The following is a 17,391-nucleotide window of genomic DNA, read 5'->3' on the forward strand; positions in this document are numbered from 1 at the left end:
TGCGCTTAAAATGAAACTTGTAAACCGAAATTATAAACTCGCTGTAAAGGATAGCCTAGGCCATCGCTGCCCATTTCTACGTCCCATGTCTTGAATTTGCTTAGGGCACCAAGGTTAGTTCCTTCGGCATAAAATCGAACGCTCTCCATCAATAATTTCTTCGTTAGCTTTTTGGGAAGCGTATATCCTAATAGAACTGATTTTACTCTTAAAAATGCGCCATTACGCATAAACCAAGTACTGGTTTGATTATTATTTTCAAGAACCTGAGTACTTAACCGCGGGTAAAGTGCATATATATCCCTATTCTCTTCAGACCAATGGCTGTCTGCATATACCTTTAACAATTGGTTTCTCGGCACACCGGTCACATTGCTTTCACCTGCGTAAAAATATGGGGCAAACGGCGACGTCGAGCCATTTGTATTCATCCAGAAAGACGATCTGGCTGAGCCCTGAAAGAAACAAGCCAGGTCAAAACTTTTAAAGGTTGAAGAGAATCCAAACCCATAGGTGATTTCCGGAACGGTTGGATAACCTATGGGCACTCGATCACGTGTGGTGACTTGTCCATCACCATTCACGTCTTTGTATTTAATGTCTCCCGCACTGTAAGTGCCAAAAGTCTGAATTGGAGAGTTAGCAACATCAGCCTCATCCACAAATAGTCGTTCGGCGATGTATCCCCACGTTTGTCTAATTGGATAACCTACCCTGGAAAGGTTTTTTTCGGCATAAATAGGTTCCTCATAGACTTCATATTTACTTGTGGCATAAGTAAAATTACCTAAAGCCTGTATAGAAAAGTTGGTTCCAAAAAACTGTGAGTAACTGCTGCTTATATCTATCCCACTGGCTGAAGCTGCACCCACGTTAGCTCTTACTGCCGCTGTTAAGCCTAAGGACTTAGGCAAAGAAGCACGGGTTTGCAAAATTCCAGTTCTTTGTTCGGTAAAATAATCAGCTTGTAGGTCGAACTTATTGAACAAGCCTAAATCGAGTCCAATATTTAATTTCTTAGACCGTTCGAACGTAATGTCTCTGTTCTCATAACGAGTTACGTTTACTCCAGTTCTCCCGTAGGAGTAGTCCGTTCCGAATGAGGTTGTAGGACCGTTATAGGATATATTGGACAAATAGAAAAAGCGGTCGTCTGAACTTCCTATATCTCCATTACCTACTAACCCGTACGTTCCTCTCAACTTCAGTTTTGACAGAACTTTTTTGACCGGCGCCATAAACTTTTCTTCTGAAACAGCCCAAGCTATACCCGCAGAAGGGAAAAACCCAAAACGTTGGGTTTCGTAAAAACGTTCCGACCCATTGTATCCAAAGTTAAATTCAGCAAAATAGCGGTTATTAAACGAATAAGTGGCCCGTCCTGCTAAGTCGGCTGACCTGCTCGGCAACGATTTTTGCAGCGTGTTCGCATTTGCTTCTATCGATCCCAGTACCTTAAAATTTAACAACGCACTCACGCTATGCTTTGCCTGAAAAATACGGTTATACGTCAATGCAGTCTGTAAAGTGGTATTAGACTTAACAACTTTTGTTCCTTCAGAATAGTCTAAAGTCTCTGTACCAGAGTTCGAATTAAGTTCTCGCAACACAAAAGAGTCGTCAAATTTATTATAAGCGCTAACGGAATAGAAAAATGGATTATATTCCCTTTTGACGTCAAACGATGCTTCCTTGTTCGTATTTCCAAGTGCATTTATTGATAATCCTTCGGTAATAAACGATAAATTCTGCGTGAGTTCGAATTGCGCAAGCATCAGCGATTTTGATTTATCTTTATACCCGCTTACCATGTCGGCATATGGATTGATGTAAAAATTGTCCCCATTTAAGCTATTTCCAAATAAGGTATGTTTTGTCGCTGAATTTGCTGCATCTGGAGTATATCTTGCCGGAAACAAGGTAGGAACGGTGCGCATCACCTTCCTGAACAGCGCAGCACCTTCATCAATGGGACCATTATAATCGTCGAATGTACCATACAACCTTACTCCCACCCTCGTAGACTTCGTTACATTTATGTTTACGTTTGACCGTAAACCGTAACTCTTCAACTTAATATTATTATTAAAATCGTTATTTCTATCTACTTTCAGCAGTCCGTTATCTTGATTAAATGTACCTGCCAGATAATATTGGGCTGCTTCACCTCCACCTGTTAAGTTTAAGTTCATCCGCTGATTGGATGTATAATCCTTGATTAGCTCTTCTCTCCAATTAACAGCAGGATAGACTTGGGGATTTTTGCCAGCGATAGTAGCATCAATCCGATTTTCGGTGTAAGGTAATTCACCTAGGGGTGTTCTGGTTAATACAGCTTCGTTATTCAATCTCATATAAGTTATCGGATCCGCCAATTCAACATTCCTAGTGTTTGAAGAGATAGGGTTTTCCAACCTAAAACTAAACTTAGGCTTTCCGGCTTTACCCTCTTTGGTGGAAACCAGAATTACACCATTGGCACCTTTCGCTCCATATAATGATGTAGCAGTGGCGTCTTTTAAAATTGAAAAACTTGCAATATCATCAGGTTGCAAACGTGCAAGCTCTGTTGTTGACAACTCTATATTATCTATCAGGATAAGCGGCTCTGCTTTGTATCCAAACGTGGTAACTCCGCGTATGAAAAACGACGCATTATCTGCACCCGGTTCACCGCTTCTTTGAAATGCAATTACGCCGCCAACCCGGCCAGCAAGCGCGGTAGTGAGATTACTGGATGATGTTTTTAAAATTTTTGGGTCCACCGTTGTAACAGCTCCGATTAAGTCTGTTTTCTTTTGCTTACCATAGGCGACAACTACAACCTCGCCTAGTGACTCACCGGAAGGTTTAAGTATTACATCAAGTTTCGTTCTTCCGTTCAGTGGTATTTCTCGTGGCTCAAAGCCAACCATCGAAAATATTAGGGTTACGTTTCCGTCGGGTACGTCCAAAATGTATTTACCGGTTTCGTTTGTGGTGGTGCCTAAGTTGGTACCTCTCACTTTAATACTCACACCAGGTAAAAAGCCAACAGAATCCCGAACAGTGCCCGTCACTTGTATTTTCAAGTTTTTTCCGTGACGCTCAAGATCGTTCAGAACTGAACTCGCTCTAGCTGCACCTAGCTTCCCTGCTGAACCGGCGTAAACTGCCGTGCTGTATACTAAAAACATTAATACACAATTGAAGCTAAACAGCTTAAAAAGTAACTTTCTTCTCATATATTATATTTGGTTTGTTGCTAAATTATTTCTTCACAATGCAGCACTTGTTTTTAAAAATTACATTTTGGTTTGGCTAAGACTTATTAGCCTCGGCAATTCGCCGAATAGTACTGAAATATTGTGCATTTGTTCAACGACTGAACGATTATTTCAGGAGTAGACACCATGTCTTGGATAAAGCTGTATTTATCAAAAGAATGATTGTTCCTAATCCGGATGCGATGTGGTGGCGATCACTTTTTAGTTTTGCACCAACATCCGGATATGCCCGCCGACTGGCTTTCAAATCTATTATTCATAATTTTATATTTGGTGGTTTAAATTTATCTGTTTAGCAATTACTAATATATGCCCCGTTTCTAGCTTATCAAAATACGCTATTTGCCGTTTTTAATACACTATTTACAAGTTCAAAGGATGATAAATAATACGTTTTCAGTAGATATGCAGACTAGGAGCAATTTCGATGTTACCTTGCAAATTTTAAAACTTGATTTCCCGCCATTAAAAAACCACCAGCTGCATACCAATTACTCATATTCGCGGTTGAAAGATAGGGTCTATCGCCGCCTGGTTGCACAAAGCCGAGCTTGCCGTCGGCTAAAACTACACTATTCAGCGCATTCCATGCTTTTAGTACCACTGGCAAGTATTCTTTGCGATCAAGCAGCTTATGATTTATCGCCCAGGCAATCCCATAACAAAAGAACGCTGTGCCACTGGTTTCTCCCATTGGATAAATCTCTGGGTCTAGCAGATCCGACTTCCAGAATCCATCGGGCTGCTGAAGAGATTTTAGTGAAGATGCTAGCTCAATAAGTAAATCTTCATACTTTTTCCGACCTGGATAGCGTGCCGGCATCGCTTCTAGTGTACGCGCAAGACCAGCAACCACCCACCCATTCCCACGACTCCAGAATACCGGTTTACCTGTTGATCCAACGATAGATTTAAATCTATTGTCACGATAAAATAGTTTATAGGTTTTGTTTTGTAGGTTGTCAGCAGCATCCCAATAGATTTCCGCCAAGTAATCGAGATACTTTTGATCTTTGCTAATGGCCGAATAGCGACTCCAGATGGGTGGTGCCATAAATAAAAGGTCACACCAAGAAAACTCTAAGCGTCCTGGCTTTGGCGACAGCATGATCGAGTCTAAAGTTCTTTTTGTGGCCGTCAATAGTTTCGGATCTCCAGTAAATTCATACATTTCAAGATAAGTTTGCAAAATCGCCTGATCGTCTGCATTCCTAAGTTTAGGTCCACGGTCATATCGATTGCTCTCGGCCATCAGTTTTACGGCCTCCATATACTTCTCATTTTTGGTAGCCCTGTAGGCGTCCATTACACCTGGATAAAAAGCACCAGCCTCCCAAGAGCGGCTACCAGTTGGTGGGTTGCCTGGCTTACTAGTTGACCAACTCTGGGCCACTTGCCAGTCAGCAACTTTGGTCATCTTGTCAATGATTCGTTTTTTAGTGAACTGCTGTGCATGTACTGCAACCGACCATGTGAAACTACTGACCAGTAGCATTCCAAATGTTTTAAAGTTAATCTTCATATCTGTTTGTTTTGTGCCTAATAGGCTCTATTCGTTGTCTTAAATTTTTTCTGGGCCATCAGCCATTTGGTGAGATAGGCTTGTGCCACATGAACCGCTACCCAAGCTTCTCTTCCCTTGTAGGTATCTTCTTTTGGTTCAATATAGGTCCGTTTGTCTTTACTCCGTTCCTGCATATCAAACACGCCTTGCGCATGGTATTTTTCCCAATATTCTCCATTGTAGGTTAGCCCTGTATCCAAGTTGAAGGCATTCATCTGACAGTCCATCAATGCAAAATGCATTTTGCGGTTTGTTCCCCAATCATTAACCTGTGGGTAATATATATCTTGCGAGTTAATCCTGTAAATACTCCCACCGGGCTTTTGGAAAGGTGGAGCTGCAAACTGATGTTCGACCATGGTTTTGTAGATTTGATCACAATTGAAAAGCGCCGCTTTAGGCGTTGGCTGTGATGCCAGGGCGAACATTAAAGCATTAAAAAACGAGTGAGCAGTGCAAGCCATGTAATCCGGGTGAATTCGACCGTGGTTGGTAACGGTCCCATCACTGTTATAATTTGATCCATTTAATAGATCATTTAACTTTTTGCCGTGAAAGATCTCCTCACTATTTGCATCCTGTGGGCGCGCGTTGGCAGATGCCAACAGTTCAATATTTTTATTCATCCAGAGACTAAAATTCGGATGTGTCGGCATCATTGCACATGCTACCTGAAGAATCATGGCATTCCAAGAGTTTTCTTCAGACTTACTATCATCTTTGGAGCCTAAAAGCTTTCCGTTTACGTCCCGCAAGTATGGAACTTTGTAGGTAATAAACCTGTTAGCCTCATACTCTACCATTTTGCTTAAGTAGGTCTGATTTTTAACAGAAAGGTCATCCCACATCATCCAGCCAGCGGCACCTGTATAGGCGGACCACAAGGCGCTTTGCCATTGGTCGCCCCAACCACCGGCCGAATTGGCCTTATGGCGAAAAGCTTGTGATGTGATCAATTTGACGGTAATCGCCACCGCTTTTTCTTTTTTAACCCCAGATTTCACCTCGTCGTAAACATTGGTTTTGAGCGCAACTGCCAATGCAAATGCCTCACTGCATCCCGCTCGGATATGGTGCTCACCATTACCGCCTAGATCAAGATACTCCGAGGTTTGGCTGGCATATTTAGTGCTATCAACATACCATGTTGTTAGTGCGTAAACATTAGTGTTGCGCAAAATATTTCGTTCCAGTAAAGACAGGTTATCTGCAGGATTATCTTTGTTAAATTTACTCCATCGTATGGGTTTTACCTGCGCGTTACAAATACTGGTAAAGAGTAACATGCAAAGAGCTAAGGTAACCTGTGTAGTTTGTTGGCGCATTAATGCAACTAAATTCATATTCATTACTTATTTATCCGTTTTTTGGTTTCATTGATTTTGCGGTTAAGATAGACCACATCATCATTATTTTTTGATAAATCTGTAGGCGAATCGGCCATTCGGTGCCGAATCTCCTTTGTCTAACCAGTTCATTACATTTTCTTGTGCTGGGCTATTGTCTGACCATTTGAAGTCGAGCGTAAATTGCTGCCCCTTAATGCCAAGCATTTTCTTCGGCACCAACAATTCCAGCTCATTACCTTCACTATTCATTTTTATGTTTCCTTGTAAAAACCACTTACTTCCGTCGAAAAGCTGAAGGTCGGTAGCCAACTTACTTGTTGGTTTCGCGTTTACTAAAAAATTAAAGCCATTCCAATGGGGGTTCTCATTACCTTCGATAGCAACAAACAATTGCATCCAGTTTTTGTCGGTCCAGCTCGTCAAAGCGTCCTTAGTTTTTACATAAAAATAAACGTTTTCAGAATCGCAGGTAATACGTGATTCAATGATGTCATTTCTACCAGTTACATTGGTATATTCTTTAATTCGACCCCATCCTGGATGCTTGCGGTGAAATGTATCTCCCCGATCGTCCCTGAACACTGTTTCCACATTTCTCCAGTCGGAAAAATTTCCGTCAACCTTAATCTTATCTGTTTTATGGTTGGAAGTAACCGGTCGGCTGCCTTTGAATTTTCGAATGTTGGCAACCATTTGGTAGTAATAATTATCGTTAAAAGCGCCCATTACAGGTTCTGCATCCCGGCTGTATTCGTCATTGTAAAGGTCAACAAAAAAATTCTCTCCTTTTTGTATCGGCTTACCCAAAAACTCTTCTGATGCTCCATTATTAAAGCGCATGGCGACCCATTCGTTCCATCCAGTGATGAAAACAAATTCTGGATCCACCTGTAGTGCACGTTTCCATTGCTCTTCAAAATACAAACCTCTTTCCGGATGCTTCTGCTCTGGCTCCTTCCCGTTATGGAAGCTCCTTCCAATATTAGTCGTTGGATGTTCTGCCACTGCTACACTAATCTGTTCCGGCTTGTCTTTACTTTCGTGCCAACCGTACGATTGTGGCGTATGGTCTAGCCAGGTCCATTTGTCCTTACCATCTTCAAACCAATCCTGGTCTTTACTCCATGCCCAGGATTGGCGTGAAGAGAAGAATGCACGCATTTCTGGGATTAGTGCTTCCGGTGGACAAAGCAACAAAGGCTTGCCTTTCCAGTAAAACCAAAAATCTTTGAAGAGTTCTTTTTTGTAAATTCGTTCATATAGATTGCTTACCGTGCGTTCAGGATTACTATTTACAATAAATGCAATTTTCGGGACAATTGATCCTTCGTCCTGCATTTTCCGGAAGGTTTCCACAATTTTAGTCACCTGTGGCAAATAAATAGCCGCGTTGGTTACATCGAGAATAAGCACGTCTACCCCAGCATCTGCAAGCATCTGGCCATGCTTTCGGATTACCCACTCGTCATCAGAAAGGTAATAACCAAAATAGGGTTCGCCCCAGTAATGAAAAGCACCAACAGGCCCGTATTTAGGATTTGAAGGGTTTCTAATCAGCATCTCGCTGATGTTATAAGGGCTTGCGGTATCGGAAAGTTCCTTTGCTCTAACACTTTGTATAGCGTTGCTGCCAATGTTCCTGTCATAACCATGCGCGCCGTGCCAAATGAAATAAAAAACCCCCACATACTTGTCTTTTTTTAGGCCGTTACTTTCAGGTATTATCTTCCTGCCAAGAGCGTCAGTAGCGACCCACGTATCGGCCTGAGCATAGACAATAAGCCCTTGTATACAGGCAAACAAGATCAGCGAAAGCGTTTTCATCAGCGAATTATTTTGACTTGTTTAGGTCCGGTGATTTCTGAATGAATTTTTCCATTGGCAAGTTTGGTATGCTTTACTTTTACCACACCGTAGGGTGTAGGAAAAGTGCCCTCTGCAAATTTAAGGTCTCCCAGATGGGGTGTTATTTTAATGATTTTACTGCCCGGAGCCATCACCTTTATACCTAAAACATGTTCCGTAAGCCACGAGGTGGGTCCAGAAGCCCATCCATGACAAAGGCTATGCCGGAAACCCACGTAACAGTAGGCGCCGTAATCGCCATGAATGTCTATTTTACCGGCAGGCACGGGTTCGTCAATACGGGAAGCATTGGGGAGCCAATCCATGTTAAAGTCCTCCCAGAATGTAGTAGCACCAAGGTCTAACATTGCGCCCCAATATTCCCGGATAACGTCTATAGCACCCTGATAGTCTCCTGCTTTTGCTTTTGTCTCCAGCATGTAATAACCATAAAATGTAGAGAAATTTTTGGCCCCGCCTACCGAGAGCACTTCTTTGTTTGCTTTTTCGGCTGTTGTGATGCCTGCAATAGCCATTAATGCGGCTGCTTGTTTTGAGTTATTTACATCAGGAATGTATTTCTTCATTCGTGTAACGGTAAGATTGCAGAGGGCCTCGGTTTCCTTATCTCCCACTAAGACGCTTATTTTAGCAGCTGTAGCGAGTGACCATACGGTCATTGCCTGTAGACCTGCATGTATGCCTTTGGGGTTTTCGCTAGAGGGCCAGTCAAGGAAGCGCGTACCGTCCATATGCTCTTTGTTGTCGTTCCCCACCCTAGCCACAATTTGTTTCACTAATCCATTCAGATATGTCTTCTGCTCTTTTAGATATGCCAAATTGCCATTTTTCATATACCAATCATAGTGGATGATGATCCACCACATGGAGTAGGTACTAATCCCATTCATCCATCCTGGTAAGGGCGTAGTGTCTCTTGATAAATCTAAACTTTTAGGCACCACTTCATTATAGCCAAAGACAGCACTTAAGGTAGATACTTCAGGATGTAAATCTCCAACCCAAACCAGTCGGTCTCTTTTTATGCCGTCCCATAGATACTCTTGCATATTCAAATGCACTGTGTATGCCCCTGTTTGCCATATTTTATTCAAACGTTCATCACTGCTTTTAAAAGAACCGAGATAAGGTATGTCTCTGAAGGTATAAATTGCGCGAATTTCTTTCAATTGCAGTTCCGCATGCTCATCTTCAAGATCGATGCGAACGAAGCGAAAACCGCTTTCCCCAAATTGAATCTTTCCTAGCCATGGCACAAGTGCCCTAAAGTCACGGATCGCATGATCGTTCGTAGCGCCTTTTTCGCCTATGCTTGACATTGCTTCACTGACAGATTCGCCATAGCGAATGTGGATATTGCGCGGTTTATTTCCACCGCCCCACATCCCTGTTACGATCTCTAAGCCACCATGTAGCTCTCTGCCGAAGTCAAGTAGTATACTCGCTTTTTCACCAGCCTTTTTGTTATTAAGAATAACGATATTCCTATTGGCGAGATCACCTTGGCCAATACCTGGCTTTAAGAGCTGTTCACTATTTCTAACATCACCGTTTTTCCACACAATTCTTACAGGTGTGATGTATTGACGGGTAAGAGGGCTTTTCTGCTGTGCATTTGCAAGCTGTACGGTTAGAAACAATACCAATAGACGGGGAATTAATTTATGGACAATCATTAAGTTTTAATATTTTATGGTTTTTACCACTACCTTGCCTGTTAAGCCTGAAGGCACGAGTTTACTATCTGGAGTGTAAGGATTATTATTGGTCCAGGTTTTACGTTTTGCTTCCGGTAACTTGCTGTCACCTACGAGGCGGTTAACCCAGTTGTTCACCACCGAAATATCTAATGTATTTACGCCGCTAATTATAGCGTCGGTAATGTCTACCCGCCATGGTGCGGTCCACATGCCGCCTACATCGGTGCCGTTTACCTTCACCTTGGCCATTACGCTAACTTCAGAAAAATACAGGTAAATTCTTTCTCCTTTAACTGGCTTTGTTGCCCTGAAGGAATTGCTGTAAACTGCCGTTCCTGCATAATACTTGATACTTTCCTCAGGTCTCTTGGTCCAGTCTATCAAGGTGTCAAACATTACCGGCTTTTCAGGGCCTCTCATCTGGGAATTAAAAGTAACCTTCCATGGACCGTTAATTTCTTCAATTGTTTTAGCTTCAGGAAAATTAATTGCGCGGATGGGACTGGCCACAAGTGGATTCCTGAATACGACGAATATGCTTTGGAGTGGCTCAAGTGTTAGCGGAATAGTAGTACTACTGCCATTTGCAGATAACTCAGAGAGCACGCGGGTTTTACCCGTAACAGGATCCCACAACTCGGGCTGCATGTCCACCGAGCGGAATGTTGGCGAAAATGTGATTTGCTTCTCACTTTGATTGCTGATAAAATATAGCTCTGCCTGTGGACCTGATCTGTGGATAAACAACACAGGATCTGTGGTATTGGTCTTAAAATCGGGAAGGATGTTTAATGCATTTAACGCAAGCTTCATATCCATGCCAGACATAATAGTTCCCTTCCCAAGTTTGCGGGTTTTAATAGTTGTGCCGTTCACATTTCCCCAAAGTTCGGTTACCATGCGCTTCACCTTGGCATCTGCCTCAGGAAAATTTGCAAGACTGGGCGACCGCTCCGGTGCTGGACCCAGGATGTTTGCTCCCTGTGCTACCAGCTCTTTTATTTTGGCCAGTAACTCCGGTCTCATTGTTTTGAGTTTGGGTAATACCAATAATTTATAGCTCATTCCATCTGGCAATACCATTCGGCCGTCTTTTACTTTCATTCTGGTCTGGATTACTTCGGCGTTGATGTAATCAAATGAGTAGCCTGCTGGAAGTGCTGGATCGGTAATACCAGTCATCTTTGGCGCGTCCTCGCCGATAAAATAAGCCACATCGGCAACATACTTGCCTTGCTGCAACATAAAGTTGGTTCTCTTGAGGTAGCCTGTAAACAAGTCTATATAACTGAACCAGGTATTGTGTCGATTAAATTCGTTTCCAAAATTGGCGTTGATACCTGGTACTTTATCTTCTGATGGCTGCTGGATGAAAAGATGCAGCAGGGTGTTATTAATTCCCTCTGTAAAGAAGCGATCCCCCCTCTGCTTCATGATATATGGATAGCGCTGGTAGGGCTTGTCGCCTGCAGTAAATGATTCTGCTGATACTTTCGTTTTACCATAGATGTGCGCGGCAGAGGAAGCTGCACGATTTTCTATATTACCCAACTCGCCCTCGCTCCAAAATTCACCACCTATTTCGTCCGACTGACCACCATACTGCAAAAACTCGCCAGGAAAACCCCAGTGGCCATAGTTTTCCAACCACGTTGTAAGGCCATGTTTATGGCTAATATCTCGTAATCCGCCTACATAATCATAAGCTACCCTATCGGCAATAAACCGTCGTAAATCCCACAAGAAACGGTCTGATTGGTTCTGGTCGCCCACTACCTCTCCTTGTATTACAGGTAAGTATGGAAGCGGATCGTAATGGAAACTGGCTTTAAATTTCTCAATCATATCGTCAGTCCAATTCTGTCCACCGGTTTCGTAACTATCTTGCACGACGACTTTCCAGGTCTTGCGGTCAGCCGCAGGAATCCTTCTAAGCAGCTCACCCATAAACGCATCGAAATGATTGGCTACATGTTCCTTGCTCATCTTATCTATCTCTAGGCCGGTGCCTTCAGGGGATGCTGGTCCATTCTTAACCCCCGTAGGCAGCATTCCGGTACGCATAATGGTCCAATTACCTGCGGGTAAATCCCATTTTAGCTGTCCTTCAGCGTTCATAAATGTCGTGATATCTATCACTGTTTTTGGGTCTATCACAAGGCTGAGATCATCTATTAATGGCTGATCTGGCCACTGGTATTCATTCCAGTACGGTAATGGACTTTGGAACATTTTAGCCAATGTTTTCTCAGTGTAGCTTTCTACTACAGGTGTTTGCGATAGGACTACCTCTGCAAGCCCGAAACCTCCTGACTTACCAAATACCAATCTGAAACTATGCCCAATTGTAGGCGGAATCGAAACAGCAACGGGACCATAAGGTTTAAATCCCACATGTAGATTGCTGTTCGTCCTATTTACGGAAAAAGTTTTAACGGATACATATTCCTTATTTTTCTTAACCTGCAACTCTACATTTACGTTTAGGCCTTTATGCGCTGGGTATACCACTAAACTCCTGGCCGTAAAACTTGAACTGGTTTCGAGATCAATCGTAATTGACTCAGTTGCAGGGATGTCTACCGTAGTGTTTTCTGAGCCATCAATAAGATTGTTGATGTTTTGAACTGAAATTGAACTGCTCAATTTGGGCTTGTGCACCGCAATCGAATTGCCATATGCTTTCGGTGTCTTATAAGCAATGACCCTTACATCCTGAAAATAGCCCTTTGGCTTTTCTAGTTGTACATTAAGCTGTTTAGGACCAACGAAGTTGGCCTTAGTAGACGCCAAGTAGCGCATGGCCTGCGCTGGTTTTACCCAGGGACCACCGGATTGACTCCAGCCCGGACTGTTAAAAACACCAATCTCAATATTGAGGTTTGTAGCTGTCTTTAGTGCCGTATGCATAATGTCCCACCACTCGGCTGAAAATAGCTTCACCTTACCGTAAGGTGTAGTCTCGTAACCAATATTACCTATAAATGCACGATTGATACCCGCCGATTTCATCGCGTAGAGGTCTTTTACAACCCCATCCTTCGAAATATTGTCGGACATCCAATACCAGTACACGCTGGTTTGGATGGTATCTGGAGTTACCTTAAAGGATTGTTCCAGATTTTTCTGTGCAATGCAGGGAAAGCATACGATAGTGCTTAATACTAAGACTATACCAGTGGTTTTTAGATTCATTAATTGCAGTACTATATGTTTTCGAATAATTTTTTCAATAGCTTGTTGCAAAGCTTTGGTATGCCTGGCTATCTCAGGTCTTCGCAGACGAATGGACTGGAAGACTGGGATAGGCTTAAGAACTTTATTAAAACAGCAAAGATTTTAAGGCAGCTAACTAACGTCCCTCATTAATCTCAAAAGCTTGTTTTAAAAAATCTTATACAGCTCTGAACCTGCCAGCAAAAACGCACCCACCGCATACACCTCGGTACTGTTTGCTGCAATGTTAGTAGGCGCGCCAGCAATTTGCTGCACACTTCCCAACATGCCATTCGGCTCAACCGAACTGGTTAAGGCTATCCAAGCTTTTTTAACTATAGGCAAATATTCAGTTTTGTTGAGCATGCCGTTATTTATTCCCCAGGCCATTACGTAACAATAAAAGCCCGTTCCACTGGTTTCTTTAGTTGGATAGCTGTCCGGATCTAACAAGGATGTCCTCCAGCTGCCATCAGCCTGTTGTATGGAGGCGATCTTTGTGGTCATTTCTTTGTAAAGACTTATAAATTTAGGCCTATCTGGATGTTTTTTTGGCAGGTTGTCTAGCATACGGACCAATCCGCCCAATACCCATCCATTGCCTCTGGACCAAAACACCTTTTTCCCATTTTTTTCAACTTTATTGATAAATCGACTGTCCCTCGAAAAGAGGTGTTCATTTTTGTCGTACAGGAATTCGGTGGTTTTCCACCATAATTTACATGCCTTATTGAGGTAGCTGGGATCTTTTGTAGCGGTCGACAGGTAGGCCAGTGAGGTTGGCGCCATAAAAAGCGCATCACACCAGGCCCATTCTCGAGACTTGATTCTAGGTGCCCATTCAAGTGATTCATAAGAAGGCGCAGCGACAATGCTATCCGCTAGTGCCCTGAATGGTTTAACCATTTTTTCATCCTTATAGTTTTGATAAAGCTGCACATACGTTTGGGCAATGCAGTAGTCATCGGCCATGAAACGGTCGGGGCCAGTATTCCAGTTCAATTCGTTGCCTATCTCGATCAGCATGTTAGAATAAGCTTGCTTTTTGCTGATCCGGCTAAGCGCGAAGAGCCCAGTATAGCCCGTGGCGTTAGTCCAATCGTATTTTTTAAATTTAAAGCCTTTGGTATTCCAGGTGTTCAGCTGCCAATCTGCCACGCGCTCCATTATTTTCAAGGTGGCTTTTTTATTGAATAAAGTGTCTTTTGAGATAGTTCGGCCAGTAACGTTTGGAGAGGCTGATAATGGAACGTTTGGCGTTGTGGTAAGGACAAGGGCAGCAAATAGCGCACAAAGGTTAAAATAGTTTAAAAGAATTCTCTTTTTCATCGCTCTGTATTGTAAAAATATGAATATGTGGTTCTATAGTAAGTCTTATCGGTTAGCCTGCATTTTGCTGTTGCATAATGCATTTGGTAGATAAATTCCACCTGCAAATCTGGCAACCCATTCTTCATGAACAGCATAGGTATCTTCAATTTTCGCTTCATACATGTGAACGTCTTCGTAGGCTTAATGATGCTCATTCCATCCTTATAAATATTCTTCATTATTTTTTGTTGACGGTAATTCCCGGCCAATCATCTGTACGGAAAGGCGATGCAGGCAAACCTGCATCATTGATCAAATTGCAAACGGGATTGTTTGCCCAGGCATAGCGAACTGCAACAGGATTTTTAACTTCTTTTGAAGAGACAATTACGCTATTCCCAATAATTTTGGCATCTGCCCAATAGAATTTTTTGTCGGCCCCAGCTATTGCGAAACCCATGGGCGCATTCCCATTACTTGTTTTTAAAGCTACACTAGATGGTTTGAAATTGACCGTTATGATGTTGCCGGCAACCTTATAAGATTTGTACATTGGGCCTTCAGCTACCACATCTTCCTTATAAACCTTTTTTAGGGCCACCAAGGCTAGGCGCTTGCCTACATCTTGTTTGTTTTTAGGATGAATATCTGCTGTTTCGCCAATGTCTATGGTCACTGCCATTCCTGTATTCTTTAAATTCAATGCCATCGCTTGCGCTTCTCTTAACTCTGCCCAGGCTGCATCCGCTGGCTGTGGATTAATGGCTTGAAAACTAGCGAGCTGTACAAAAAGGAATGGCAATTGAGGCCTATTGAATTTTGCCCTCCAATTGTTAATCATCAAAGGAAACAGTTCCCGATATTGATAGGCTCTCGAAGCATTACTTTCCCCTTGATACCAAATTACGCCTTTAATACCTACAGGCAAAAAGGGATTGATCATGCCATTAAACAATAAAGTAGGCTTATGGGGATTCGTTAATCTTGTTGTTTCGGGCATAGCCTGAAATTTTTTGACCGTATCAGCAAAGATATCTACTTTGCCAATGGCTTCAGCGCTCGTCCACGCTTCGACAAGCGTTCCTCCCCAAGTGGCATCAATTAGGCCAATGGCTATGTCTTTGTCTTGAATAAGTTTTCTGGCAAAAAAATAGGCCGTTGCAGAGAAGTTTGCTATGGTTGATGGAGAACACTCCTGCCAGCCTTTGGTATTGGATTTAAAATCTTTTTGAGGCTGACTACTGATTGCCTTTTTAACTTGTATAATCCTAATATTCGGATATTTGGCATTTGCAATTTCGTTTTCGTAATCTTTAATTTTACCCCATCCTGCTAAAGGCATTTCCATATTCGATTGTCCGGAGCATAACCAGACCTCTCCGATCATGACGTTCTTTAATTTAAGCAATTCGCCATCATTGAAAGTAATGTTATATGGTCCACCAGCAGCTGGAGTTTTGATCTTTATCCTCCAATTTCCATCGGCATCAATGTCAGTGGTATAGGTTTTATTGTTCCATGAGGGCGTAATCATGATTTTCTTACCACGCGCTGCCTTGCCCCAAAAAGTGGTTTCGTCTTTTTGTTGCAACACCATATTGTCGGTAATTACGTCTGGTAATACAATAAATGCGTGCGCATTAAGTGCACAGGAGAGCGTGATGAGCAGGAGGTACAATGATTTTAATTTGTTCATAATTAAAAATGATTTTATGGCGTCAGTGTTCCTGTTAGCTGCATTTGGGTTTTACCCATCCATATATCGGAATTCCAAATATCTGCATTGCCAGATCCAACTGCTGCCGAAGATACATACAACATGTTGTAATTATTAGCCGCGCCTTCTGGCGGTAGTTGTCCCGTTCCATCTACAGTAGAGAAGCCAAGAAAGTAGTTGTTTAATGTTGGATGACCAACCAGTTTTAATGTAGCTGAACCGAAGCCCCATATTAGCCCGTCGCTTGAGAACTGAAAGGACGGCACCAAATGGCCATTATCGCTCGCCATCGTGATGCGAAAGTATAGACGGGCAGTTCCACCACCGCTTTTTGGGACATCTGTATATCCTATCTGATTTCCTAACTGAGCCATTCCGGAGCAGGCTTCCCTCGTAGGCCAGTCAAAAGTCCCGGGATCAGCAGATCGTATGCGTACATGTCCTTGGTTAACTCCATTGTTTTGCCAGAATACATACATTACCCATGGTTTATCAGTTCCAGGTTCGTAGATCATTTCCTGATGAGTGAGTTTGATTTGGCGACGGGTAGCAGCTGGTAAATTATATACCACACCACGGTTTACGCCACCAGGGAAAACTTTCTGCCATTGGGAACCACCATTAACACTGGTATGTAGGCGAATCCTGTCTGCAGGGCTGGGACCTGCGACTTCTGTTGCAGGAAAATCTATATAGTCTCCAGGACGGATCTCTACCTGAGAAAATAAGTAGTAGAGGCCTCCCACACGGATACACTCAGGTTCCAAGAAATTGCCACTGTCCCAGATATGGGGATCATATCCCACATCTTCGGGCTGTCGCCAAAATGCCGAGGGATGAACCGTTGCTGTTGGATTCAAAGCCGGCTCAACATACGATGCTGTTGAATTCCAGTTGGCAAGGCTTCCGCCTCCGGTCTTGATCACTCTGCGTGAAAATATATTGTCGCCATCGGAGTATGCATCTAGATAACGTCCTCCATGATAGAGTCTGTACTGCGTAGTTGATTGATCTAACATCATAAATCCAGAATAATCATAGTAATTGGCAGCACCCCTGCCTGAGTTCACTGTGCCTACTGCATAGTTTTGATGAAAGGTAATAGTTATGCCTTTATAAACGGTAGACAAGACTGTAGCGGCAGTAGTAACATCGTCTACCTGTGCGCTGTTTTCTACGGGTTTACTGCCTTCAAGATCAGCTTTAGCATGATCTCCAGACAACTTGGCTTCTTTTGTACAACTGGAACTAGCCATCGATACCATAACGGCCAAAAGACACCAATGTAATGGATTAACTTCTCTAATTTTCATAATATATTTGGTTAGTGGAAAATTCTTTTGGATAGTCAAAAATTACCAATCCGAAAATACACTAGATAATCAAATGAAAAAAATACATG

General features: G+C 42.7%; 9 protein-coding genes. All 9 read right to left on the bottom strand.

Features of this window, described 5'->3' with window-relative positions; translation table 11 throughout:
- Positions 1-5 precede the first annotated feature (5 nt).
- The 9 genes from PHEP_RS11400 to PHEP_RS11445 all read right to left on the bottom strand — a co-directional run bounded on the left by PHEP_RS11400 (position 6) and on the right by PHEP_RS11445 (position 17,212).
- Entirely contained in the window at positions 6-3,224 is a 3,219-nt protein-coding gene (locus PHEP_RS11400) for a SusC/RagA family TonB-linked outer membrane protein (RefSeq protein ID WP_143715734.1), read from the bottom strand.
- 472 nt (positions 3,225-3,696) lie between these two features.
- Positions 3,697-4,788 (bottom strand): glycoside hydrolase family 88/105 protein, encoded by a 1,092-nt coding sequence (locus PHEP_RS11405; RefSeq protein WP_015808117.1) that lies wholly within the window; start codon positions 4,786-4,788, stop codon positions 3,697-3,699.
- A 17-nt stretch (positions 4,789-4,805) separates the two neighbouring features.
- On the bottom strand, positions 4,806-6,173 hold the full coding sequence (locus PHEP_RS11410; RefSeq protein WP_238326469.1) for a phage tail protein: 1,368 nt from the start codon (positions 6,171-6,173) through the stop codon (positions 4,806-4,808).
- 66 nt (positions 6,174-6,239) lie between these two features.
- On the bottom strand, positions 6,240-8,003 hold the full coding sequence (locus PHEP_RS11415; protein ID WP_015808119.1) for a glycoside hydrolase family 71/99 protein: 1,764 nt from the start codon (positions 8,001-8,003) through the stop codon (positions 6,240-6,242).
- A complete protein-coding gene (locus tag PHEP_RS11420) occupies positions 8,003-9,721 on the bottom strand; it encodes an alpha-L-rhamnosidase-related protein (RefSeq protein WP_015808120.1) in 1,719 nt (572 codons plus the stop codon). Before PHEP_RS11420 ends, PHEP_RS11415 begins: the two co-directional genes overlap by 1 nt.
- 6 nt (positions 9,722-9,727) lie before the next feature.
- Positions 9,728-12,940 (bottom strand): glycosyl hydrolase, encoded by a 3,213-nt coding sequence (locus tag PHEP_RS11425; protein WP_015808121.1) that lies wholly within the window; start codon positions 12,938-12,940, stop codon positions 9,728-9,730.
- A gap of 189 nt (positions 12,941-13,129) precedes the next feature.
- On the bottom strand, positions 13,130-14,290 hold the full coding sequence (locus PHEP_RS11430) for a glycoside hydrolase family 88/105 protein (RefSeq protein ID WP_015808123.1): 1,161 nt from the start codon (positions 14,288-14,290) through the stop codon (positions 13,130-13,132).
- A gap of 220 nt (positions 14,291-14,510) precedes the next feature.
- A complete protein-coding gene (locus tag PHEP_RS11440; protein WP_015808125.1) occupies positions 14,511-15,968 on the bottom strand; it encodes a sialate O-acetylesterase in 1,458 nt (485 codons plus the stop codon).
- 14 nt (positions 15,969-15,982) lie between these two features.
- Positions 15,983-17,212, bottom strand: coding sequence for a hypothetical protein (locus tag PHEP_RS11445; protein WP_143715735.1), 1,230 nt, complete (start codon positions 17,210-17,212; stop codon positions 15,983-15,985).
- Positions 17,213-17,391: the final 179 nt, after the last annotated feature.

It is taken from the genome of Pedobacter heparinus DSM 2366, assembly GCF_000023825.1.
GTDB classification, from domain to species: domain Bacteria; phylum Bacteroidota; class Bacteroidia; order Sphingobacteriales; family Sphingobacteriaceae; genus Pedobacter; species Pedobacter heparinus.

What these genes read in the sequence shown, in the direction of transcription:
- PHEP_RS11400 (WP_143715734.1), bottom strand. Translation starts at nt 3,224, where the DNA reads ATGAGAAGAAAGTTACTTTTTAAGCTGTTTAGCTTCAATTGTGTATTA.
- PHEP_RS11405 (WP_015808117.1), bottom strand. Translation starts at nt 4,788, where the DNA reads ATGAAGATTAACTTTAAAACATTTGGAATGCTACTGGTCAGTAGTTTC.
- PHEP_RS11410 (WP_238326469.1), bottom strand. Translation starts at nt 6,173, where the DNA reads ATGAATTTAGTTGCATTAATGCGCCAACAAACTACACAGGTTACCTTA.
- PHEP_RS11415 (WP_015808119.1), bottom strand. Translation starts at nt 8,003, where the DNA reads ATGAAAACGCTTTCGCTGATCTTGTTTGCCTGTATACAAGGGCTTATT.
- PHEP_RS11420 (WP_015808120.1), bottom strand. Translation starts at nt 9,721, where the DNA reads ATGATTGTCCATAAATTAATTCCCCGTCTATTGGTATTGTTTCTAACC.
- PHEP_RS11425 (WP_015808121.1), bottom strand. Translation starts at nt 12,940, where the DNA reads ATGAATCTAAAAACCACTGGTATAGTCTTAGTATTAAGCACTATCGTA.
- PHEP_RS11430 (WP_015808123.1), bottom strand. Translation starts at nt 14,290, where the DNA reads ATGAAAAAGAGAATTCTTTTAAACTATTTTAACCTTTGTGCGCTATTT.
- PHEP_RS11440 (WP_015808125.1), bottom strand. Translation starts at nt 15,968, where the DNA reads ATGAACAAATTAAAATCATTGTACCTCCTGCTCATCACGCTCTCCTGT.